This is a genomic window from Paenibacillus germinis, assembly GCF_013141785.1.
GTDB classification, from domain to species: Bacteria; Bacillota; Bacilli; order Paenibacillales; family NBRC-103111; genus Paenibacillus_E; species Paenibacillus_E phytorum.
This window is the reverse complement of sequence record NZ_WHOC01000039.1, coordinates 17,814-42,861: the sequence shown is the minus strand read 5'-3', so window position 1 is coordinate 42,861 and position 25,048 is coordinate 17,814. Positions and strand designations below refer to the sequence as shown.

The 25,048-nt window shown below is 43.7% G+C and carries 14 protein-coding genes; 13 read left to right on the top strand and 1 reads right to left on the bottom strand.

The genetic code is table 11. The features are described 5' to 3' along the window. Window positions 1–124: 124 nt before the first annotated feature. Window positions 125–1,333, bottom strand: coding sequence for an SEC-C metal-binding domain-containing protein (locus tag GC102_RS07600; protein WP_171688944.1), 1,209 nt, complete (start codon window positions 1,331–1,333; stop codon window positions 125–127). Window positions 1,334–1,478: 145 nt separating this feature from the next. Between GC102_RS07600 and GC102_RS07595 the strand changes: the two genes are divergently transcribed. The 13 genes from GC102_RS07595 to GC102_RS07535 all read left to right on the top strand — a co-directional run bounded on the left by GC102_RS07595 (window position 1,479) and on the right by GC102_RS07535 (window position 25,002). After that, window positions 1,479–2,294 carry an RQC-minor-1 family DNA-binding protein gene (locus tag GC102_RS07595; protein WP_171688943.1) on the top strand — a complete coding sequence of 272 codons (816 nt, stop codon included), beginning with the start codon at window positions 1,479–1,481 and terminating at the stop codon, window positions 2,292–2,294. A gap of 275 nt (window positions 2,295–2,569) precedes the next feature. Continuing rightward, window positions 2,570–3,799, top strand: a complete 1,230-nt coding sequence (locus tag GC102_RS07590) for a PD40 domain-containing protein (RefSeq protein ID WP_171688942.1) — start codon at window positions 2,570–2,572, stop codon at window positions 3,797–3,799. Beyond that, window positions 3,796–4,395: an acyltransferase gene (locus GC102_RS39980; protein WP_171688941.1), complete on the top strand. Its 600-nt coding sequence runs from the start codon at window positions 3,796–3,798 to the stop codon at window positions 4,393–4,395. Before GC102_RS07590 ends, GC102_RS39980 begins: the two co-directional genes overlap by 4 nt. A 184-nt stretch (window positions 4,396–4,579) precedes the next feature. Then, on the top strand, window positions 4,580–5,533 hold the full coding sequence (locus GC102_RS07580; RefSeq protein ID WP_171688940.1) for an ABC transporter permease: 954 nt from the start codon (window positions 4,580–4,582) through the stop codon (window positions 5,531–5,533). Next, on the top strand, window positions 5,533–6,417 hold the full coding sequence (locus tag GC102_RS07575) for a carbohydrate ABC transporter permease (protein WP_171688939.1): 885 nt from the start codon (window positions 5,533–5,535) through the stop codon (window positions 6,415–6,417). Before GC102_RS07580 ends, GC102_RS07575 begins: the two co-directional genes overlap by 1 nt. 47 nt (window positions 6,418–6,464) lie before the next feature. Continuing rightward, the gene (locus GC102_RS07570) at window positions 6,465–7,979 is read left to right on the top strand and encodes an extracellular solute-binding protein (protein WP_171688938.1); all 1,515 of its coding nucleotides are present in this window, start codon (window positions 6,465–6,467) and stop codon (window positions 7,977–7,979) included. Window positions 7,980–8,031: 52 nt separating this feature from the next. Beyond that, a complete protein-coding gene (locus tag GC102_RS07565) occupies window positions 8,032–10,272 on the top strand; it encodes a helix-turn-helix domain-containing protein (RefSeq protein WP_171688937.1) in 2,241 nt (746 codons plus the stop codon). Window positions 10,273–10,588: 316 nt separating this feature from the next. After that, on the top strand, window positions 10,589–11,572 hold the full coding sequence (locus tag GC102_RS07560; protein WP_171688936.1) for an ABC transporter permease: 984 nt from the start codon (window positions 10,589–10,591) through the stop codon (window positions 11,570–11,572). Window positions 11,573–11,591: 19 nt separating this feature from the next. Then, complete coding sequence (locus tag GC102_RS07555) at window positions 11,592–12,467, top strand: carbohydrate ABC transporter permease (protein ID WP_171688935.1); 876 nt, start codon at window positions 11,592–11,594, stop codon at window positions 12,465–12,467. 41 nt (window positions 12,468–12,508) lie between these two features. Next, the gene (locus tag GC102_RS07550) at window positions 12,509–14,083 is read left to right on the top strand and encodes an extracellular solute-binding protein (protein WP_216627975.1); all 1,575 of its coding nucleotides are present in this window, start codon (window positions 12,509–12,511) and stop codon (window positions 14,081–14,083) included. A 77-nt stretch (window positions 14,084–14,160) separates the two neighbouring features. Beyond that, window positions 14,161–16,488 (top strand): helix-turn-helix domain-containing protein, encoded by a 2,328-nt coding sequence (locus GC102_RS07545; protein WP_171688934.1) that lies wholly within the window; start codon window positions 14,161–14,163, stop codon window positions 16,486–16,488. A gap of 337 nt (window positions 16,489–16,825) precedes the next feature. Then, window positions 16,826–19,063, top strand: a complete 2,238-nt coding sequence (locus GC102_RS07540; protein ID WP_171688933.1) for a discoidin domain-containing protein — start codon at window positions 16,826–16,828, stop codon at window positions 19,061–19,063. 377 nt (window positions 19,064–19,440) lie between these two features. Beyond that, complete coding sequence (locus tag GC102_RS07535) at window positions 19,441–25,002, top strand: OmpL47-type beta-barrel domain-containing protein (protein WP_171688932.1); 5,562 nt, start codon at window positions 19,441–19,443, stop codon at window positions 25,000–25,002. Window positions 25,003–25,048: the final 46 nt, after the last annotated feature.

Sequence of the window (25,048 nt, the reverse complement as noted above, 5' to 3'; positions counted from 1 at the left end):
ACTTGTACATGCCTGTGCTACGTGAGGTGGGCTAGTAATGACCAAAGAAAAAGAAAGTACGTGAAACAAAATCCCAAACCAAATGTCAGTGGTTGGGATTTTGTTTATGAGAGCCAGATGTTAACTATGCATTGCAGCAGCACTTCTTATATTTCTTACCGCTGCCGCAAGGACAAGGGTCGTTACGTCCTATGTTATCCATCTTCTTGAGGGGGGCTAATATGGGTACTGGACTTTTATTCGAAAATTGTCGATTTATCTCATTTGTTCGTTTGGCTCGTCTTTTATTCTCTTCTTCTAGCTCTAGCTTCCAGATATTCCTCTGAGGCAGCAGAGCGTCAGACATTATACAATGGGCATAAAGCGTTTCCTTGAGATTCAGGAGTCCGCTGTCATAGCCATTCTCTACGAGTTCTTGCACCAAGGGAATACTTATAGTGGAGCCTAACTCGCACAGTCCGTCGGCCAGTATAGTGGCATTAGTGATATCATCTTCGTTGGGCAGCAGCGCAAGCAGTGCTTTCTCAGAAGCGGGCAGCTTAATTTTCCCGAACACACCCGATGCAAAGAGGCTATAGTATTCCTCGGATGCTGCAGCGTATTTTTCAACTAATGTCGTAATGACAGATTCGGTGCCAATCCGAACAAGGGCCTTCACAGCAGTTTCCGGCAGAACATCATCTTCAGCTCCCACTAAGCTGCATAGTAGCGGAATTGCCGTTTCCAGCTGCATTTCACCCGCCAATTGCGTGTAAAAGATCGTTTTGTAACCAAAATCGTCCGGGTTGTAGGAATCGAGTACATGCAAAATGTAGTCAGGCGATACGCTCTTTCGATGTGCGAGTTCATGTATCAGTTGGTCGCAATAAAATGTATCAATGTCGTTAAAGTATTTGCCATAAGCTTCTTTAATGAAATGTTCGAATGCATCGAAGAGAGCATCATTTTCCAAATTAGTAATATTCATTCTGGTTTGTATCCGTTTATTCAAGTCCTCAGAGTGAGCCAGAACATCCAGATAAGGTTCAAGGAGAGACAGATCGCTATGAATGAGAATATTAACTAAATGAAATTTGGTGTTGGCATCCATATCTTTTGCTTGAAGAAGCTCCATGATCTCGGATATCGTTTCCTTGGATTGAGTGAATAAGCGGGCTTCGAACAGGTGGAAGGTCTCACCCTTCTGAACTTGTTTAAGCCTTTGAAGGACTAGCGGCATAAGTGTAGCATCATTCAAATATAAATTGCTGTTGGAAAAATAATTGATCGCTGCGTGGCTAACGACTAGCTCTGGGTGTAAAATAAACGGTTTAATCTGATTAGGTGTGAGCACGGAGAACAACAACCTCTCTATTCTAGTTTTGCTATATTAAAATATTGACTATAATTAATAATACAATATTAGAATGAGTTTGAAAAAAATTATTGGATAAAGTGGGTAAATCCTATATAAGTATGGCGAGGAGGATCAGTTGTTTATGGCCACATTGAATCATAAGAAAAAGCAGATGAAACCGGAGTTGGAAGCTAGTTTAAAAGAAGAGGAAATCCGTCAAATCCTTCACGCGGCAGATAGTTTGATCGGTAGTGGAGGAAGGAGTATGTTGGCCAAAATTTTAAAGGGCTCACGCGATAAAAAGCTGTTGGAGCTGGAATTGAACACGAATGTGGCGTATGGCTACTATGGTTACCTGACTCTGGAGCAAATTACAGAACGAGTCGATTGGATGATCAAGAATGATTTTCTTGAATTACAGTACAACCGAGATATGCCCCTGCTTATTTTCACAGAAAAAGGATGGCTGATCCAGTGTGATCAGTTGACTGACCTGCTGCTGCATCAATGGAGCCAGTGGATTGAAGCTGGAATTGGCGATATAGATATGTCCTATCTGAAAGATCGCAACCGAGGCATGATTCTGCTTTTTTTACAGAAAGTTGCGGGCACTTCGGATGAACGCTTCATTCCACTGCTCAAGCAATGGCAGCTTGTCGATTATCAGAAGGTGAAGAAAGCGATAATGGATGTCATTGCTCATCTTCAAAATAAGGGGGAGAGTCGCTTAGTTTTAGAAGGTGCAGCACCTCAAATGGAAACTACCTCCGATCTGTTCCATCAACCGCGCGAAGCGGAACGACTTAAATGCTGGGAATGCGGAAAACGTTTTGAATGGACGGTAGAGGAACAGGATCTTTTCCGCATGGGTGGCTGGGATCCACCAAAACGTTGTTCTTCTTGCCGGGATGAACGCCGTAGGCAAAGAGAAGGCTTCACATGGAATGATTTTGATTAAGCCCATCCTGTTATCGTGTTCAATTGGCACGGGTGGAATTGCGAGAATAGGTGCGTGAAATATGATTACGACATAAAAACTGATTGAGTTGATCTCGAGCAGTTTTTTATGTTTATTTTTTACATGAACCAATTAATATCTTAGACTGTAACTTCTTAATCATTTTGTGCAAATGATGGTCATTACATGAATGGTAAGGAAGCCGATCCTGGGAATATAATAATAGAACGAGAGGATGAAATCATTATTTATTTCATTAGAGGAGAGGTGTTCACTTGAACCAATTTGGACATATAGGTCATCCTTCAATTCGCCCTATTCCGATACGAGATCGTTGGTGCGTGCACAGCTATTATACATTATCCCCCTATGCACCTGACGGGTCAGGTCGTATTCTGTTAGCGGGCGGTGATTTGGAGAAGAACACTGGAGAGGTATTAGTCGTTTCTCCGAAGGGAGAAGTGTTGGATCGTTTTGGACAAACTGAACTCCACTCTGGGTTCTTTCATACGGGTCTATGGCAATCTTGGAGCCCGGATGGAAAATATGTCTATTACCAAAGTGGAACCTTCAATCGACCGCGAATTATTAAGCGCGAATTAAGTACAGGAAAAGAGTTGACAATGGAAGGCGATATGGAAGGAGCGCCCCCATTCGGCGAGCCAATTATTTCCGGCTTAATGGGGATGCTGTATGCCGCTGGCTACGGATATGACCGATTTCAACCCGAGCTGTCCCCTATCCCTTTCCAGCAGCGGGGAGAGCATGGATTGTTCCGATACTCGTTTGATCCGAACAAGACGGAGCTAGCCCTAAGTACAGCGGAAATATTGGAACGGCATCCACATCGCGATCGTCTGCTTCAAAGCGATCAAGAGGTCAAACAGCGGCTGGGAAGCACGGAAGGCTTAACGTTGATGAGCTATTGCGTTCGGTGGAATTCGGATGGCAGTCGGCTGCTATTCTACTTTGGGAACCATTGCGTGGACAAAAGCAGAGGAGAGCCTAGATTGGCATACGTATTTACGGCAGACAAAGATCTGAAGGAACTGCATCTTGCCGTTGATCTAAGCTATGGGAAGCAAGGTGTTCACTGGTTTTGGCATCCAGACGGAGAGCACTTGATCGGATATGGACCGGATCCGGAAGACATGGCTCGTTTATGTCTGGCGCAAGTTCGTTACGACGGGAGCTGTTACAGAAGAATCAGTAAACATTGCAGCGGGGGGCATCCAAGTATCTCGCCATCGGATCATAATCTGCTCGTAACGGATACAGGAACAATACCAGGAGAGGTTTTATTCATTGATGTACGAACGGATCAGGTCATCCAAAGCTTATTCCTTCCTCGTGTATTCGGGGAGACGGAACCAAGCGGCAGGAATCCTTATCGTGTATGCCATCATCCCGTGTTCTCCCCGGACGGCCAAAAGATAATTGTAAATACACTTCCTAATCAGTATGCGATTGTATGCGAGATTGATATCGCAGAGGTGTTGAAATGAGCTTTTGGACGATTTTGGATGGAGCATACAGCATGCCGGGGAGGCAAACATGGGGTCGGAGATTGGCTTGCAGATTCGGATACTGGCTGGCATCGCGTCACCCGAGGTCAGATATACACCCGACATGCTTGATTAGCCCCGAAGCGAGAATTTGCCCGCGCGACGGAGCGATTGAGATCGGTGAACATTCCACAGTCGCCCTAGGTGTATTGCTGCAGGGGAATGTGACTGTTGGGAAATACTGTTCGATACAGGCCTATTCTAATATCGTAGGATATGGATCTTCTCAAGATATGAGCGGTCGAATCAATATTGGAGATTATGTGCGCATTGCTTCACATGCCATCATCATCGCAGGCAACCACCGATTCGATGAAGTGGATAATCCGATTTACAATCAAGGGGTTGAATTTGCCCCGATTACAATTGAGGACGATGTTTGGATCGCCGGAAGGGTAAACATTACCGCTGGAGTTACGATCGGCAAAGGCTCAGTCATCGGAGGGGGTTCTGTTGTGACGCGGGATATACCTCCTTACAGTATTGCCGTTGGAGTACCCGCCAAGGTTATTAAACGAAGAATAGCTAATGATTAAATCAAAGTGCAGTCTCACTAATCAGGGAGGCTGCATTTCACTTTATATGGAGACAAAATACCTGATTAGCACTGCGTTTGTGCAGGAAGTCATCAAATGAATATCGACGGATACGGGGAAAAAGCCATATGGTTGCTGTATGGAGCGATACCATTAGGTTATAAACGAAAGGCTGATGCGCGAAATGAAACAGTTGTTGTTACGTCCCCGTACTTTTCATGTAAATCTGCAAAAAAGCTATCTGGTCAGCAAGCTGATACGAGACCGATGGTTGTATTTCATGCTGCTTCCCGGTGTGTTTTACTTTCTCTTATTTAAATACGTACCTATGGCCGGAATCGTGATTGCTTTTCAGGAATACTCTCCTTTCAAAGGAATTACAGGCAGTAAATGGATCGGCTTGGAACATTTTCACTTACTTTTTGGCGATCCTGTCTTTTGGATGCTGCTGAAGAACACATTGACGCTCTCTTTGTTAAACATCGTTTTCGCTTTTCCGCTGCCGATTATTGTGGCGCTGATGCTTAATGAGATGAAGAATGTTGCGTACAAACGGCTTGTGCAAACCTTGATTTATATTCCGCATTTTATGTCTTGGGTTATCGTAATTGGCATGTTTTTCGTATTGTTTGAATCGCAGAACGGAATTGTCCAAAACTTGGCCGCAGCGGCCGGATTTGAAAAGTTCAGCTTTATGTTAAATTCGGACTGGTTTCGACCCATCTACATCTTGCAAAACATCTGGAAAGAATGCGGCTGGGGTACGATTATCTACTTGGCGGCACTCGCGGGCATCGATCCTCAAATGTACGAAGCTGCACGTATCGACGGAGCGAACCGGATGCACCAAATGTGGCACATAACACTGCCCTCCATCCGCAGCACGATTATCATATTGTTGATTCTTCGATTGGGCGACATTATGGATCTCAGTTTCGATCATGTGTTTCTTTTGCTGAACACAATGAATCGGGAAGTCGCTGAAGTTTTTGACACATACGTTTACAATGCTGGGATCGTGAAGGGGCAATTCAGCTTCAGCACCGCAGTAGGTTTGTTTAAATCGGGAGTAGGTTTGATCCTGATTATTGTGGCCAACTACTTGTCAAAAAAGCTGGGAGAGGAAGGGATTTTTTGATGAGAAGGGAAACATCGCTTGCTGGGCGGATTTTCGATGCTTTCAATTATGCCTGTTTGACACTGTTTGCTCTAGTGACTGTGCTGCCGTTTGTGAATATTGTCGCCTCTTCATTCGCTTCTGAGCAGGAAGTACTTTCAAGGGAATTTATCCTGTTTCCGACGGACTTTTCACTTGACGCGTATCGGTATATTTTTTCGACGAACACGCTGCTTCGAAGTTTGCTGGTAACTGTTTATATCACGATCATGGGTACTTTCATCAACATCGTCTGTACCTCAATCATGGCTTATCCGCTCTCGCGTAAAGATATGATCGGAAGACGTTGGGTCATGGGGATGGTTTTGTTTACGATGCTTTTTGGCGGCGGGCTCATTCCCAATTACCTATTGGTTAAGCAACTTGGCATGCTTAATTCCTTGTGGTCTGTCATGATCCCAGGAGCCATCGGGGCGTTTGCTTTGATCATCATCAAAAATTTTTTTCAACAAATGCCAGAAGGTATTGAAGAATCGGCTAAAATTGACGGCTGCAACGATTTGGCCATTTTGTTCCGCATTGTTTTGCCCCTATCCATGCCTGTAATCGCTACGTTCTCCCTCTTTTTTGCCGTAGGGCATTGGAATACGTTTATGAGCGCAGTCATCTATATAAACGATTCGGCCAAATGGCCGATTCAAGTGCTCCTGCGATCCATCGTCATTATGTCGAACAGCCAGTTCGGCGACATGGGCAGCGTAACCGACGGCGAGAATATGGTGATACCTCCGGAAACGGTGAAAATGGCGGTCATAACTGTGGCTACCGTTCCAATCCTGCTTGTATATCCATTCCTGCAGAAGCATTTCGCAAAGGGGGTGTTGTTGGGTTCGGTAAAAGGATAAAGTTCAATTTACCCATAATTGCTTATTCCAAGGAGGTCGAAGAACAGATGAATCAGATAAGGAAATCATTCAGGCAGGCAATCACGTCTATCAGTCTTGTGACTTTATTGGCGGGACTGCTCGCAGGCTGCGCCGGGAAAACCCCGGACGAACAAACCGACGATGTAGAGATAGCTTCCGAGCCGACGGCTATCAGCATGATGAACGTCTATTTCTCCGGAGATGCTCCGAATATGAATAACAACGAATATATGAAGTCGATTGAAGATTATACGAACACGAAACTGGATTTTACTTGGGTACCGAATTCAGCTTATGCTGACAAGTTTACCGTGACACTCGCATCGGGGCAATTGCCGAAAGCGCTGCTTGTTTTAAATGCCAAGACCCCAGCATTCATTAGTGCTGTACGTGATGGCGCATTTTGGGAAATCGGTCCCTATATCAAACAATTCGCCAATTTGAGCAAAATGAACCAGAGTGTATTCGAAAGTACGGCCGTAGACGGTAAAATTTACGGTCTTTTCCGTCCGCGTCCCTTGGCTGGGATTGGCATTATACTCCGCAAGGATTGGTTGGATAATCTAGGGCTGAAAGAGCCTCAAACGTTGGATGATTTATACCAGGTCATCAAAGCTTTCACTTTGAACGATCCTGATAAAAACGGAAAGAATGATACCTACGGATTTGCTGAAAATAACGTACTTAACGGGTTCGAAAGTTTATTAGTCTATTATGGAGGACCTAACAAATGGGAATTGAAGGACGGTAAGCTTACTCCCTCACATTTAACAAAAGAGTATCTGGACGTTTTAAATTTTTACCGTAGGTTGGTAACAGAGAAGCTGATCAATCCCGATTTTCCATTGATTAGTGAAACACAGAAAAGGGATTTGATAGTTAAAGGCAAAGCCGGAGTAACCTTCAGCTCGATGAATACCGTGACGCTGCTTCAGGATGGCGGTGAGAAAGTGAATCCTAACATTAACCTGGATGTCTTGAGAACCCTCAATGGTCCCAAGGGAGAACGCGCTAGAGGCGATACAGGATACAATGGTTTGTTTTTGTTCCCCAAATCGTCAGTCAAAACCGAAACTGAGCTGAAGAAAATACTAGGATTTTTCGATAAGCTGTCTGATAAAACGATGCAAAATTTGATTGAGTATGGAAAGGAAGGAACCGATTATAAGCTGGAGAACGGCAAAGTCGTTAAGCTTGATACGGCACGAAAAGATTTCCCGCTTTACTTGCCTCAGCTGCGAGTAGATGATGGATCGCTCCTCTATGAGCAGAAAGATATGAAACCGCTGGACGTGAAATGGAAAACACTGACCACGGCGAATGACAAAATTGCGGTGTTGAATCCGACCGCGCCGCTCATTGTGGATCTGCCAAAAACGCAAGACATTTCCAAAATCATTCCCGATGCCAGTACGAAGTATATTTTGGGTGAAAGTGATGAAACAGCCTGGTTGAAAGCGATTGAGCAGTGGCGCAAAGGTGGAGGCGACGAGCAGATTCGATTGATGAATGACGCCTATGAGAAATTGCAAAAGAAGTAGAATTGATTGATATTTCAGCAATTAAGGCATTCGTAGTGGGGGGAATAGTACCATGAAGTGGGTCGGACAAAGCTTTTTAATTAAATTGATCTTGTTTAGCGTTTTGCTGGGTACGTTCCCGGTCATTGCTGTCGGCATGTTCTCATACTTCAACGCAGCGAGCAAAATTCAGGAGATGGCCGTTCACGGCAACAGGCAAATTTTGCTGCAGACAGAGCAAAGAGTGGAACAAACTTTGAAAACGGTGGACACGGCAGTGACCCAATTCATTAGCTCCCCCAATACGAATTCAGCCATAAACGCTTTGCTTCAAAATCACAGCTTCCAAACTTCCCAATGGTTCGGGCAGCTTGTATCCGGGATGCATCATCTGCAAACGTTCGAACTTGGCGTTCACGACGTTTATTTGATTCATTCGGCGAATCAGTGGTTGATTCGCAATGATGGCATTTATTCATTCGACCAACTAGAGCCAGGAGATCGGGAACAGGTGAGGATGTATACTTCTAGAAAGAAACAATCGGAATGGATCCACGATGTTTACATCGTTCCGGATCGTGTGCAAGAGGGTAATGAAAGCGGCGAAAACGCAAGTTCTCAATACAACGGTGGTATTAGCCTCGTCAAGAAACTTGTTTCCGGAAGCGGGACAATCGTAGCGAAAATTTCACGAGATGAGCTGGAGAAGCTGCTTCTGAAAAGCAGTAAGCTTGGAAATGTCATGATGCTAGGCGGCAACTATGAAATGCTTGCTTTTCAAAAAGGCGTGGGGATGGCGCAAGCTATTCAATCGAACTCCTGGATGGATCAGTTGAAGTCTTCATCCGATCGAGAAGGACTTTTTGAAGCGGTAATCAACGGCAATCGCGCTATCGTCAGCTACCGGAAATCAGATTATTACGGTTTCGTGTATGTATCCATCATTTCCATCGATGTGATAACGCGAGAGTCGGATTTCATTAAATGGGTAACCTTTGGAACATGCGCAGTTGTGTTATTGATTATCCTAGTTGCAGCATTTCTGGGTTCACGTCAAATGTATTCACCGATTCGTAAATCCCAGGATTTGATGAGCGCCCAAATTGACAATCAATTAGAGCAGTTGAAGCACTTTTTTATACTCAGGCTCTGTCTCGGGGAAGTCAAGGAAAGCGAAATCAGGAGCAAACTGGCTTTATTTCCCGAGACAGCAGGTTGGAATACGTATGGTGTGGTAGCCGTTCAAATCGATTCTTTCGAAGGCAGCAAGTATACGGAACAGGATCGGGATCTTCTGTCGTTTGCTGTTTGCAATATCGTTAGCGAACTAATTCCCGTTGGGCGGCGGCTAACCCCATTACTTATGGATCAAGCGATTGTTATCATCGCAGGGTATGATGAAACCGATTCAGTTACCTTTAAAAATGACATGTACACTTGGGCAGAAATGATTCAAAACGCCGTCAATCGGTATTTGCAATTGCAAGTGAGCATAGGCGTCAGCAGGTTTTACGGGCACCCTATCGAAACGAGTATCGCCTACAGGCAGAGTCTGGATACTTTAAAATACAGAATTTCCCTTGGCAAGCAGTCAATTATGTTTATCGAGGATGTTTATCCCGGATCCATTGCACCACGACAGATCCCGCCGTTATTGGAAAGCGGGTTGTTCGATGCGATCAAATCCGGAGAATCGGAAACCGCTTACGGACAGCTTGAACGGATGTTGGCTTTCGTAACGGAAGCCGGTCTGTCACCGCTGGAAGTACAAATGTTGCTAATGCGGCTTGTGACGGAAATCATTCGTATGATTCAGGAAGCAGGTTTGTCTGTATCGGCAATTTACGCTGAAAAGCCGTTAATCGATCAACTATTGAAGCTGAGTTCGGTTAAAGAGATCGGACATTGGTTGCGCCATCAAGTGATGCGTCCAGCGCTGGAAAAGCTGGAGCAACAGAAAGAGCATCAATTTCAACAAATATCCCGCGAAGTGATTCAGCTCATCACTGAAGGGTACGATACGGATTTGTCCCTAGAATCATGCGCAATAGCGATCAACTACAACCCACATTATGTCAGCAGAGTATTCCGCCAAGAAACAGGGATGACGTTTAGTGAATATTTGTCGAGGTACCGGTTAGGCATGGCCAAAAAGTGGCTTATCGAGACAGAGATGAAAGTAGGTGAAATCGCGGAAAGATTGAAGTATGCGACAACCACCAATTTTATCCGGCACTTCCGCAAGGCAGAGGCAGTTACACCGGGACAGTTCAGGGAGCAGCAATATAAACCAAGCTCGAAAGGGATGACGTGACGACAAACGAAATTGAGGGTTATAGCAAGACTAAAACCATAAGTGTTCTTGTTCACGAAGAAAAGCAGTCTCTCCTTTATTGGGGAGGCTGCCTTTCACTTTTATGCCATGTGCTTATTTCGCAAAAATGTGCAGCGAAAAAGCTGAACATTTTTGCCGGAAGAGAGAAACGGTGTTAGAAAATGGCTATGTATCAAGGTTTTAATCAGATATGGAGGCAAAAGAGTCACGTAGACGAACGGCTTTAACGTGGGGTAAATTGAAGCTATCAACTTCGAGTCAGAAGGACAGACCAAGGATAGGAGGAGCATTAACCATGAGTAAGGCATCAATTTCGCCAGATTCAATTCTTCATGGCAAAAGAGGAAAGTCGCCAACTAAGTCGCGAATGAAATCGAAACAAATCATGAACATTGTATTTCGTGACCGATTTTTATATCTACTCGCATTGCCAGGCATCTTATTTTTTATCATTTTTAAATATGTTCCCATGTGGGGTTTGGTCATTGCTTTTCAAAATTATTCGCCCTATGCGGGTATTCTGAAGAGCGATTGGGTGGGACTTGAGCATTTTGCGCGGTTTTTCGGTAATGAGGATTTCTATCTTCTGTTGCGTAACACACTAGCAATCAGCACTTTAAATATATTGCTGTTTTTTCCGGCGCCAATCCTCTTTTCCATTATGCTGAATGAAGTTAGGCACATGGTTTTCAAAAGAGTGGTCCAAACGGTCATCTACTTCCCTTATTTCCTGTCTTGGGTCATTATTGCCGGACTCAGCTTTATCATGCTCGGACAGTCGGAAGGCGTGGTCAACGCAATTCTTGTGTTCCTCGGTTTTGACAAAATAGCATTCTTGACTTCTCCTGGATTGTTTTGGATTATGTTAACTCTGCAAACAATTTGGAAAGATGCCGGCTTCGGAACGGTCATATTTCTGGCGGCAATCGCCGGCATTGACCCAACCCTATATGAAGCCGCCAAAATGGATGGGGCAAGCAGATTGAAACAAATTAGGCATGTTACACTCCCAGGAATTCGGAATGTCATTATTGTTCTCTTGATATTAAGGTTGGGAGACGTTATGGATGTAGGATTTGAACAGGTGTTCTTAATGGGCAGCGCGGCTGTTTCGAACGTTTCGGATGTGTTCGATACGTATGTGTACAGAAATGGCATATTAAACGGGGAATTCAGCTACACGGCATCTGTTGGTTTGTTCAAGTCGTTTGTTGGGTTAATTATGGTGGTAGCCGCCAACAAGCTTGCTAAGATGTTTGGCCAAGATGGTCTATATTAACAAAAGGGGGGAGGGAACCATGCATAAACTAACCTTCTCGGAGAAAATATTTGAACGTACGAATATGCTGCTGTTGGTCTTAATTGGAATTGTCTCGATTTTTCCCCTATATTATGTATTCTGTGTTTCATTCACAGACCCTGCTGTCTATTTGAAGGGTGGGCTTATCCTCTATCCGCAAGGCTTTACCTTAGAGAATTACCGATATCTGCTATCTACGCCGCTGTTTCCACGTTCCATGGGCATAAGCGTCTATCTTGCCGTTATAGGCACGGCATTAAGTTTGGTGGTTACTTCGGCACTAGCCTATGCATTGTCCAGAAAGCGCATGCTGGGAAGAAAGTATATACTGCTGCTGATCTTGTTCACAACCTTATTTCAGCCCGGTTTGATTCCGAATTATTTGCTAGTTAAGGACTTGGGCTTGATTAATTCCTTGTGGGCGCTCATTCTTCCCGCGTTAAGCAGCGGTTGGAATGTGTTTCTGATCAAAAGCTTCTTTGATAGCATTCCCTCAAGCTTGGAAGAAGCAGCTGTTATTGACGGATGTAACGATGTTCATGTGTGGTGGCGGATTATTTTACCGCTATCTCTTCCGGCGTTGGCTACTTTCGGACTGTTTTTTGCGATAGGTTATTGGAATGTATTTTTTAATGCGGTTCTTTATATTAATGATTTCCAAAAATGGCCGTTGCAGCTGGTATTAAGGCAGATGTTGATCGATTCCAGTACTTCGGCCGGTGGGGGGGACATTCTCGAGGAAGGGCAAATCATAAACCCGCAATCGATCAAGATGGCGGCCGTCCTTATTGCTACGATCCCCATTCTAATGGTATACCCATTCCTTCAAAAGCATTTTACCAAAGGAGTTTTGGTAGGTTCTGTCAAGGAATGATATCATACAATAAATTGATTTGCCAAAAAGGGAGGAAAAAAATGAAACACCTCGCATCCATTCGAAAGAAGTCGGCCGCACTTCTGGTTTTAACGCTTGCAACAGGTACTCTGTTGGCGGCATGTGGTAAAGAAAGCGGCACACCCGCTACAAGTGGCAGCTCAATGCCAACTGCCAGTGCGAAAGCATTGGAACCACCAACACCCATTAGTATAATGTCTACGTTCTATGGAGCAGAGCCTCCTGGCCCGGATAATGTGGTGATCAAAGAAATCGAGAAACGGACCAATACCAAGCTCACCATTACTTGGGTGTCCCCTAACAGCTATAATGAGAAGGTGAACGTTACCCTCGCATCTGGAGAAATTCCGGACATTACTTTAGTCGGGGATAATTTTGCGCCAAATGTAAGAAGTATGGCCGCTCAAGGCGCCTTTTGGGATTTGGAGAAATATATTAACGACTACCCTAATTTGAAAGCTTACCCGAAGGAAGCCTATGATAATACCCGTTACCAAGATGGTAAAATGTACGCCATTCCACGCGTTCGGGGATTGGAAGCGGGCATGTTGTCCGTACGTAAGGATTGGCTGGATAAGCTGAATCTGAAGGTTCCGCAAACGATGGACGATCTCTATAAAGTGATGGAAGCATTTACAAAGAATGACCCAGACGGAAATGGTAAAGCGGATACGGTTGGATTGGTGGGCAACATTGATTCAGGTGGCTTAAGTTTGGGCAGTTTCAATGGGATTATAAGTACGTTCCAAAACGCCAATGATAGTTGGAAGCTCGACAATAGCGGTAAATTGATCAACATGACAACGGATCCATCGACGAAAGAAGCGATTGCTTGGCTGCGAAAAGCGTATGCTGATGGGTTGATTCACAAGGATTTTGTGACGCTCAAGAATACACAAGCGAGAGAAGTTGTCATGGCAGGCAAAGCAGGCGTTTCCTTTGATGCTGTCTCGACTGGATGGGTTCTTACGGAAGGAATAAGAAAGACGGACCCTAAGGGAGATATGCTTCCTTTAGTTTCATTGATAGGTCCAAGCGGAAATAAATACAATAGTAAAAGCTTGGGCTACAGCGGGGTATTTGTCATTCCGAAGTCTGTCCCTGAGGCTAAATTGAAGAAAATTTTGACTTTTATTGATTACGGCGCTTCCGATGAAGGCTATGAGTTGGGAGCATATGGGTTTAAGGATGTGCATTTCGCCAAGGACGGCGACTTCTATAAACAGACGGAGCAGGCTCAAAAAGATATTGTTTCGACTTCTGCCTTTGGCCAAATTTTCACAAAATACAATAAATATACCTATGCGATTGCTCCCAATATCGCAGCTGATTATTACAATCGAAATAAAGGAATCATTGATGAAATAAGCAAGATCAGTATTTCTAGCCCAGCTACAGGACTCTATTCCGAGACTTGGACCAAATACCGTAATGAATTTTTCAAGAAGACAACAGATCTTCAGGTGAAAATCATTTTGGGATCAGAACCGCTAGAAAGTTGGGATGCCTTTGCGACGAAACTGGCAGCGGATCCGAATTGGGTTAAAGCCATGGAAGAGATGAATGCAGCATATAAGAAGAAAACTGGCAAGTAAAGCAGGTATGGCTAGGGCTTTGTTTAATACTAACATCTAAGAATCTTACTAATGTTACTAGAGGTGGGCAGATCGCCATGAGGAAGCTAAACCTGAATTATTATTATAAAAACTTAATCATTGTATTTATAGTAACCTGTCTTCCCATGGCGATCATTGCTGCTTGTAATTATTTTATTGCTGTTAAACAAATAGAAACGGAAGTGAAGCGAAACCATCAACTGCAGCTTCAGCAAATCTATAACAGTATGGAAAAGCAGTTGTCTCACCTAGAGTTGATCGGCAATCAATGGGGATTTAATCCGATTTTTAACAGCGACTTGCTTAATGGCGATTTGCGCCAGAAACCAGATACGACGAGAGAGTTGCTGGTGTCTTTAAGGATATTGAAGGAAACCAACCCATTGATCGACAATGCGGTGCTGTATTTGCAGAAAGACCAATTATTAATTTCCGATGATGAAGGGATCAATTCAATAACGGAAGAACCAACGAAGCAAACGTTTCAACAACTTTTAACGATGAAGTCTTCCCTTTTCTGGTGGGATCATCCCATCAGCGCACTCAAATATAAAAATAAAGTGAACGTAGCTCTTGTTCACAAAGTTCAGGGACTGGAAGGAGCTCCCTTCGGTACCATTATTCTGTATATCAATAAGAGTCAGCTAGATGATTGGTTATTTCCTCTTAATCCCGATGGGGAAGGAGTCGCCTTCATTCTGAATAAAGACGGCGAGTGGGTAACAAACGGCAGACGTCAAAGTTCGGAGCCTATCGAGTTGGATGAAGCCGTTCGGCAGGAAGTATTAAAACAAGGACGCCAAGAGGGCGATTTTATCTATAATCAGAATGGGGTAAGTTATTCCGTTACAATAGGATTGTTATCACGAAACGGTTGGAAGTATGTAGTGGCTACGCCACTTTCCAAACTAACAGCACCTGTCATTTTGGTTTCTAAGCTTGGCCTTGCTATCAGTTTGATAGGGCTACTGGTTGCTTTTGTCCTTTCCTTGTTGGCATCCCGAAGTATTTACAGGCCGGTTAAGCATTTGGTAGGTATGTTCATGGATAGCGTTGGGGGAGGAACTGCCCCTGTTGAGAAAAATGACGAATTCCAATTCATCGAAGGGAAATGGCGGAAGATGATTCATGAAAGCCGAGAGCTGCACGTGAATCTGGAGCAAAGCCGTCAATCGTTGAAGGAAGGTTTATTGCTGCAATTGATACAGGGACACTTATATTTCTTCTCCGAAGCTGAGCTGAAGGAAAAGATGTCGCTTCACGGCTGGAATGGGGACGATAAGGGCTTTGCTATTATCTTGGTCCGGATGGATGGCATCGCAGATAAGAAAGGGAAGTTTCATGAAGGCGACGAACAGCTTGCAACCTTCTCTGCGGTCAATATTTCACAAGAAATATTGAAGAGCAGTTGTAAGGATGCCGAAGTGATCAATTTCTATGATCTTTCTTTTGCTGTTTTACTTGCTTATCCGTCAGAGCTTCCCAAAGAGCAGGTTAAGAGTGATTTATTCCGCCTGTCTGGAGAATTGATCGATATTCTAACTCGATTTACGCAAATGAGGTTTACCGTAGGTGTAGGAAAGCTTGTATATCTTGCGCAAGATATTCATAAATCATTAGAGGAAGCTAGGGAAGCACTAAGGTTCAGAGACTTAGACAAAAATGAACAGATCTTAGATATGGACAATATACTCCCGTTGGCAGCCAATCATGTTAACTACCCGTTCGACATCGAAAATGCGATCATTCAATCCATGAAAATGGGTGTGCAGAAGGAAGCGGTCAGGCAGTTAGAATATTTCGTTGAAGATTTGAAGCAAAACCAGGGCAAGGAGATGCTATTCCAACAAGGTATGCTGCAGTTGTTAGGAAGCATTCTGCATGCTTTACTGAAATCGGGTGTTTACTCGGCAGCGCTGCATCGCGATGGTAACCTATTTGAACAATTGAGCGCCATTAAAGTCCCGGATGAGATGCTTCGATGGATGCGATCAAGAATCATAGAACCGTATGTCACGGAGCTCTCCAACACACGTGAGAAGATCATGAAGCAGATCGTGAATAAGGTGATTGATGCTATTCATGAGCATTACCATACTCCTATTTCTCTAGAATCCTGCGCGGATGCACATGGGATCACTTCCTACAATTTAAGCAAGGAATTTAAACAATACACGGGGACGAACTTTATCGATTATCTGACGAATATCCGTCTAGAGAAGGCCAAAGAGCTTTTGCGGACAACAGATATGAAAATGAACGATATTGCCGAACGAGTAGGCTATCAGCCGACTTATTTTATTCGGATTTTCAAGAAGGTGGAAGGGACTACTCCTGGTCGTTACAGGGAGATGAAGGTTACACATTTTCCTGTTGATCCATGATAAATTTATAAAATAACGCAAGGGCTGATTGTGAAAATGAGCCAAATGACCTGAGGCAAAGTCTCAGGTTTTTCTTCATATTATAAACTAAAAATTTCGGCGAATAAGATAAAAAATAATTGATTCATTCATGTTGCAACTTGAAATGAAAGTATAGAATAAATCTGTAATTACATATGTTATTCTCACTCCAAAGCGCTTTACTATTGCTGTAATTGCATCAAATTTTAAGAATCTGATTAAAGGAGGTTTTGTAAACGATTACATTTTTGTTTTGATTGAAATGTGGTAAACACTACAATCGTCTTATACTTAGAATGATAGGAGGAGTTAATTAATGAAAAAGAAATTAATAAGCTGTTTTACTGTTGTTTTTTCTTGGGTGATGATTTTCAACATAATGCTTGCTGGTGTAGTTTGGGTCCCAACAAGTGTGCATGCAACAACGCAAGCAACCTATTATGTATCACCTACCGGCAGCGATAGCAACCCAGGTACGAGTTCACAACCATTTATGACCATTGAAAAAGCACGGGATGTAGTACGCACAATAAACAGTAATATGACCGGAGATATTTATGTAAAGTTAAAAACTGGCGTTTATCCGGTAACCAACACGATAGCATTTAATGAAACGGATTCAGGCACGAATGGGTACAACATTTACTATCAGGCTGACACAAACGCAAACCCCATTATTAGTGGTGGACAAAAAATCACAAATTGGACGCTGCACGATGGTGCTAACAATGTCTATAAGGCATCCGTTGGAACATTAAATTTCAGACAGTTGTATGTGAACGGGAAGCCTGCTGTGCGTTCAAGGACTCCCAACACCGGCAAATATAACAAACTCTTGTCATGGGATACAACTAACAAACGGATTCAAATCAATGCTTCCGAATATTCCAGCTGGGGAAACCTTAATCAAGTAGAGATGGTCGTGCAAAAATATTGGGGTAATGATTATTTAAGAATTGGTTCAGCTACAACGGTTGGAAGTGCTGTCTATGTGACACCCCAAAGCACGGAACAAACGCGTGAATTTGTAAATGTAAACCCGCAAAAAGCGAACAATCAGCCCTATCATTTTGAAAACGCTTATGAGTTTATCGATCAAGAAAGTGAATGGTATGTAGACACATCTGCGCAAACCCTCTACTATAAACCGAGAAATGGCGAAAATATGAGCAGCGTGGAAGTTTATGTTCCGACTGTGCAAACGCTGGTTAGTATTCAGGGTTCTGATCTAAACCATTTGGCTAGCAATATCGTATTTGATCACGTTACTTTCCAGCATAGTACATGGATGTTGCCGAGTAGTGAAGGGTATATTGAAATACAGTCCCAGCAGTACTATAACGGACTGCCATATAAGCAGAGACCACCGGCAGCTGTTTATCTGAAAAATGGAAGCAACAACAGTTTTAGCAATTGCACATTTAGTAATATGGGCTCGGTTGCACTTGATGTGCATAGAGGAGAGAGCAATACTTCGATAGTGGGAAACAAATTTAACGATATTGCAGGAAACGGCATTATGATCGGTGTATTTGAAGACAGCGGTACTCATTACAATCCTCCCTATAATCCAACGAACGGCGATGCGGTAACAGGAGCTTTGATCAACAATAACTTCATAACGCGGGTTGGTCAGAGCTACTATGGAGCAGCAGGTATACTCGCAGGATACATTGGGAATTCGGAGATTAGTAATAATGAAGTCGTGGATACGCCGTGGTCGGGAATTAGTGTAGGCTGGGGCTGGAATACCAATCCAAGTCCTTTGCAAAATATTTTGGTGCAAAATAACCACATTTATAATGCTATGAACCTCTTATGTGATGGCGGCGGAATTTATATGGTACATTATCAGCCAGGAACACAGGTCACCAACAATTATATTCATCAATTGTCTTATAGTTTATATTCCCAACTTAATCCTATAGCAGGAATTTATTTGGACATGGGAAGCAAAGGGATGACAGTCGAAAATAATGTTTTGAGCGGTACCAGCAATGGTAACCAAGTGTTTGTACAGACGGGTGTTCCATCTGGAGACAATACCATAGCCAATAACTACACGGATAATGATACTATTGAGAATAGTGCAGGGCTCACATCAAGCTATATCGATGTCAGACGCGGAGTGGATTATAATGCAAGCGTCAGTAAGTCCGCTACAGCTTCTACTTACGATAGTGGCCATCCTCCCTTTTACGCGATCGATGGAACTAATGCGGATTACTGGGGTGTGGGAACTGCCGGGCTTTATCCATGGCATCAAACTGACCTGGGTAAAGCGTATATCATTAACCAGATTCAGCTTTTCTCTAGAGCTGGCACTAGTGCCAATGATTTATACAGGAAAAATTTTGAAGTAAGGGCATCGAACGATCCTACTTTTTCCACCTCTACTTTATTGGACAGTCAAGGGGCTACCGCTTGGCCGGCTGGGGAAGCGTGGATTAAAAACATTGCCGATACCAATGAATACCGCTATATAAGAGTTATAAAAACAGATTCTTCCACTTTCTATTTGAACGAAGTGATCATATTTGGCAGAGAACAATGAGGATTTAGCTGGTTTCAAAATTGATATTTCATTAAGAAGGATCTGGCCATCGGCCAGGTCCTTTCATTTTTTTTGATACATCCTCGGCTTACGAGGACACATATATTCATCGAATAAGACAAAAAATAATTGTTTCATTCATGTTGCTACTTAACGTGAAAGTATAGAATAAATCTATAATTATAGTAGCCTATCTCTGTGATAGGTTCCTTTCCTTGGTTAGTTAGGAGAAACAAATTTTACAAATCTATTTAAGGAGGTTGGTTGTGAACTTGTTGTACGTGTAATGTAATTTCCAATCATGAAAACGCTATCATAATTGTGTTTTCGTAAGATCAAATGGGTTTCGATACATCCAATTAATTAGGAGGTAAAAGATGTTAATAAAAGTAATTAAACATTTGATTCGCTTTGCTGAGCTTACAGTTCTGGCTTTGTTCCTATTTATTATCAATCCTTTTGTCTACAACTCGGTATCAGCAGAAGAAACACAACCACAGAAAATAGTTTATATTTCCCCGAGCGGTTCAGATATGAACGGAAATGGCGAGGAAAACAACCCTTTTCAAACCATTACAAAAGCGCGGGATACAGTTAGAGAATTTATCTCCAATCATCCAATGACTGGAGATATTGTTGTATATCTGCGTGAAGGAACATATTTTCAAAGTACTACGATAACTTTTGGACCGGAGGATTCCGGACAAAACGGCAATAACATTATCTATAAGGCATATCCGGGAGAAACCCCCATCATCAGCGGCGGGCAGCCTATCACCGGATGGCAATTGGTGTCGGAAGGGCTTTACAAGGCCCCGGTCGGTTCTCTTGACTTTCGGCAACTATATATCAATGACACCCGTGGCGTTAGGGCACGTACACCGAATACAGGCAGTTTTTATCGATTAAAATCCTTTGATAATGCCAACAAGACCATTAAAGTGAACAGTTCCGAAGCAGCAGACTTGGCAGGGGGATCGGGCACTGCCGAAATGATCATTCAGACCCATTGGGCGGACCGGCATCTCCTAGTTGATTCCGTCAATGCTGGAGTCACTGAGACAACCATAACGCCCAGGGAGCCCGAAAGAAGCCAGGTTATTGGCAATGAAGCTCCAAAAAGTGAATCTAATCAATCTTATCATTTTGAGAATAAATTAGCCTTTTTGGATAAGGGTGGGGAATGGTTCTTGGACAAAGACAGTCAAGAAGTCTATTATGAGCCTCGTCCGGGCGAGAATATGTTCACTTCCGTCGTTATCGCACCCCAATTGGAAACCATAGTAAAATTCACGGGCACCGTAGATAGCCCCGTGCATCATATTCAATTCCATGACTTGAATTTCGAACATTCCACTTGGCTGAAGCCTAATGATGGCTATGCCGGTGTACAGGCAACTTATTATCAAGTTGGAGGTCTCTGGTATGGCGGTAAGCTTCCTGGAGCGGTACAAATGGAAGCTGCAGGAAATATCCGGTTTGAACGAAATACGTTCAAACATCTTGGTGCAACGGGATTGGACTTGAGCTACGGTAACTTTGATACATCTATTGTAGGCAACATCTTTACCGATATTTCCGGAAACGGCATTGGGGTAGCGAGCAAGCTGTATACACTTACAGCAGCACCGGAAGATCCCCGAGTGGTTGATAAAAGAATTCAAATTCAAAACAACTATATTTCAAAGATTGGTCAGGATTATTATAGCGCCGTGGGCGTTTTCGGAGGCTATGTGGAAGAACTGACGGTCGAGCATAATGATATTACCGATACGCCGTATAGCGGAATGTCGGTAGGCTGGGGCTTTACCAAAACGCCAACGGCATTGAAGAATAACATAATACGGAATAACCACATCTATAATGTCATGAATTTGATGGATGACGGTGGCGGCATTTATACATTGTCTTATCAGCCGGGAACTCAAATCAAAGAAAACTATATTCACGACGTTGTTCGTTCGCCCTGGACAACCGTGAACGCTCCGGATAAAGAATGGTGGCGTAATCTGGGGATTTACCTGGACCATAGCAGTTCAGGAATGACAGTTACGAATAATGTGATTTTGAATACGGAAAGAGTTATCAAAACGAACATCGAACCGTACGGGTCCAATACCTTTATTCGAAATCATAACGACCTTCAGTGGGTAAAGGATCTTTCGGGGATTGAGCCTGCCTATCAGGACATCCGGTTGACGGTGCCGGGAAATCCGCCGCCAGCCGCACCGGATGCTGTGCCGCCGACCCTTTTGGGTGCTTCTTCGGATGAGGCGGGAACAGAGATCTTGCTGAATTTTAATGAACCGTTGGAAGCCATTTCGGATTCGGGAGTCTTGGACGCCTCCAAGTTTATTTTAAACGGTACGACTGCCGTGATTTCTTCCGCTATTATGGATTATACGGATGTTAAAAATGCAAGAGTAAAGCTTACGCTGAATGAAACCGTCGGTTATGGCAAGACGGTTACTCTCACGCTGGCGGCAGGCACAATAAAAGATGTCGCATTGAATAGCATTCAAGAAGTAAATGGTTTCAGTGTCACCAATAATACGCTTATCCCTTATTTTATGAAGGTATCTATGGTAGGTTCGCCAAATCTGCATGTTGGAGAGACCGCACAAATTCAAGCTGCTTTTACGACTAGGGACGGCCAGCCAGTAGATTTATCACAGGGCATTCTTGCCTATAATACAGCAGACAGCAGTATAGTAACGGTAAATAACAGCAATGGAATTGCGACAGGGGTAATGGCGGGGGAAACGCAAGTAGCTGTCCGTTTCCAGATTGACGGAATTGAATTCCTGTCTAATGTAAATCTGCTTGTTATCCCTGCGGGTACGCCCCGGCCTGAGCTTGTGAATATTGCAAAAGGCAGGCCGGTAACAGCAACAAGTGAATATAATTCAGCCTTTGCGGCAAGCAAGGCAAACGACGATAATATCAATACGGCTTGGGTGACAGCCGGAACCGCTTCATGGACGGTAGACTTAGGTGAACAGGTTGACCTGTACCGTCTTCGTAAAATTGAATTCGTAACGAGACAGGATGCTAACCAAAATTCATCGCGAGCCAACTTTGAAATCAGGGCGTCGAATGACAGCACATTTGCAACTTTTACGTTATTGGGAAGCCAAGGGCCTGATGTACTGCCATATAGATCAACATGGTCACTGGATTTGACAGACACAAGCAGCTATAGGTATTTACGCTTTGTTAAACCTGTGAACTATGCATCTGTAGCTGAACTCAGGGTATTGGCTGAGCCAAATGATTCCCTGAACGAGGTTTCCTATTTAACCGTGCAACCGGAAGATAAAAAATTGTTGGTCACATGGGAAGAACCGCCCAATGCAAGTTTTGCCGGAGTAAAGATTTATCACGACGGAACGATGGTCAAATCGGTTCCCAAGGGAACGAAGTCAGCTGTCATTGAGAACTTGGCAGGCGGCGTACCTTATACATTTGTATTGAAAACCTTTGATATTTCTGGCATAGAATCATCGGGAATAAATGTTACCCGGACACCCATTCTGGTAGACGATACTGGTCCAACACTTGTAAGTGCAGTTACAGATGAGACAGGAAAGGTTATTACTGCGACGTTCAGCGAAGCGCTGGATAAAGCTGCTTTGCAAGCATCAAGCTTTACGCTTGGGGGGACTGATGCAATCGTAACTGCAGCTGCTCTGGACGGCACCGATACCCAGAACAAAACCGTAAAGCTAACGTTGAATAAAGCGGTTGGCTATAAGAATACAATTGCACTTTCGCTCTCGCAAGGCGCAGTGAAAGATGTGGCATTAAATCCTAATCTAGCTATAAATAACTTCAATGTAGTGAACAACATGCTAATACCTTATTTCATGCAGCTTTCTATGCAAGGGACACCTATTTTGAATATTGGAGAGACTGCGCAAATCAAAGCGGCACTGACAACCAGAGATGGCCAGCCGGTAGATTTATCACAAGCCATTTATGCCTTTAACGCTGCGGATAGCAGCATTGTAACGATAAATAACAGCAATGGTAGGGTGACAGGTGCGAAAGCGGGAGAGACTACGGTAACTGTCAGTGTTACCATAGATGGAGTTGAAGTTCGATCTATAGTAAATATTCTTGTAGTTGCTGCAAATACGACAAAGCCTACACTTTTGAACATTGCAAAAGGAAAACCGGCAACGGCAACAAGTGAATACAGTTCGACCTATTCGGCAAGCAAGGCAAACGATAATAATATCAATACGGTTTGGATAACAGCTGGAACTGCATCATGGACAGTCGATATGGGTGAACAGGCGAGCCTGTATCGGATTCGTAAAATTGAATTTGTAACCAGACAGGATGCTGATCAAAATTCTTCGCGAATCAACTTTGAAATCAGGGCATCGAATGACAGCACTTTCGCAACTTATACGGTACTGGGAAGCCAAGGAGCTGGTGTGTTGCCCTATAAATCAACATGGTCGGTGGACGTGACGGATATAAGCAGTTACAGATATGTACGTTTTGTCAAACCTGTCAACTTTGCAGCGGTAGCAGAACTGAGAGTACTTGCAGAGCCTATTGTTGACAGTACGCCACCGGTTACAACTGGCTTATTAGAAGGTACCAAGAGCAGTGATGGGACCTATACTTCCGATGTGATGTTAACCTTGACAGCGTCGGATGCTTCGGGAGGATCAGGAATTGATAAGACGGAATATAGCTTTGATGGAACAAGCTGGAATATTTACAATGGACCAATAGCAATAACAAATGAGGGCACAACCAACGTCAGCTTCAGGTCTTATGACATCGCGGGCAACGTAGAAACCCAACACACGATAACGATTAATATTGATAAGACTGCTCCGACGGATGCGACCTTGGCGGCCAATATTACAGAGCCAACCAACAACGATGTCTCCGTAACGATCAGCTATCCAGCTGATGCAACGACGAAAGAATACAAAGTGGGCACAAACGGAGCATGGACAGCGTACACAGCACCAGTTGTCGTTTCGGAAAATAATACGGTCTATGCTAGAGGAACGGATGCAGTAGGCAATGTATCCAATGTAACGAACTACGAGGTAAGCAATATCGATCATGTAGCGCCGATGGATGCAACCTTAGCTGTAGATACCACAGCGCCAACCAACCAGGGTGTTACTGTAACAATCAGCTATCCAGCTGACGCAACCGTGAAAGAATTCAAAGTGGGTGCAAGCGGGACATGGACAGTGTATACCGCTCCAGCCGTTGTTTCGGACAATGACACTGTGTATGCAAGAGGAACAGATGCCGTAGGCAACGTATCGAATGTAACCAGCATTGTAGTAAGCAACATTTATAAGATTGCCCCAGTAACAGTCGCAACGCTAAGTCCGGCTGCACCTAACGGCAAGAACAGCTGGTACAGGACGGATGTAACGGTAAGTTTATCTGTAAGCGCCAATGTATACGGAGGAGCTGCGATAACAGAATACCAAGTGAATGCCGGTGCTTGGATCACCTATACCGGTTCTATTCCTGCCTTCGGTGATGGGACTTATAAGTTCGGTTATCGCAGCAAGGATCAAGCAGGCAACGTAGAGCAGATCAAAACAGTCGAGTTTAAGGTTGACAAGATGGCGCCATTACTTACCATCCAATTAGATCAAACGTCTATTTGGCCGGCGAATCATAAAATGGTGACTATTCATGCCACTCTGAATTCGAGCGATGCTACATCAGGTGTTGAATCTGTGGTGTTAACCTCCATTACGAGCAATCAGCAGCATAGCGGCCAAGGTGACTTTCAAGCTAATTTAGGTACAGCAGCCACTTCATTTAGTTTACGCGCAGAAAAATCACGCATCTATACCATAACCTACACGGCGACCGATAAAGCGGGCAACAAAACGGTTACTTATGCAACCGTCACAGTACCGCACGATCAATCAGACAATCATTAAGATAAATAACCTGAATATGGATATTTTGGAGGATGGCATTTCTGCC

Coding starts and splice junctions, on each gene's coding strand:
- GC102_RS07595 (WP_171688943.1), top strand. CDS start 1,479: ATGGCCACATTGAATCATAAGAAAAAGCAGATGAAACCGGAGTTGGAA.
- GC102_RS39980 (WP_171688941.1), top strand. CDS start 3,796: ATGAGCTTTTGGACGATTTTGGATGGAGCATACAGCATGCCGGGGAGG.
- GC102_RS07580 (WP_171688940.1), top strand. CDS start 4,580: ATGAAACAGTTGTTGTTACGTCCCCGTACTTTTCATGTAAATCTGCAA.
- GC102_RS07575 (WP_171688939.1), top strand. CDS start 5,533: ATGAGAAGGGAAACATCGCTTGCTGGGCGGATTTTCGATGCTTTCAAT.
- GC102_RS07570 (WP_171688938.1), top strand. CDS start 6,465: ATGAATCAGATAAGGAAATCATTCAGGCAGGCAATCACGTCTATCAGT.
- GC102_RS07565 (WP_171688937.1), top strand. CDS start 8,032: ATGAAGTGGGTCGGACAAAGCTTTTTAATTAAATTGATCTTGTTTAGC.
- GC102_RS07560 (WP_171688936.1), top strand. CDS start 10,589: ATGAGTAAGGCATCAATTTCGCCAGATTCAATTCTTCATGGCAAAAGA.
- GC102_RS07555 (WP_171688935.1), top strand. CDS start 11,592: ATGCATAAACTAACCTTCTCGGAGAAAATATTTGAACGTACGAATATG.
- GC102_RS07550 (WP_216627975.1), top strand. CDS start 12,509: ATGAAACACCTCGCATCCATTCGAAAGAAGTCGGCCGCACTTCTGGTT.
- GC102_RS07545 (WP_171688934.1), top strand. CDS start 14,161: ATGAGGAAGCTAAACCTGAATTATTATTATAAAAACTTAATCATTGTA.
- GC102_RS07540 (WP_171688933.1), top strand. CDS start 16,826: ATGAAAAAGAAATTAATAAGCTGTTTTACTGTTGTTTTTTCTTGGGTG.
- GC102_RS07535 (WP_171688932.1), top strand. CDS start 19,441: ATGTTAATAAAAGTAATTAAACATTTGATTCGCTTTGCTGAGCTTACA.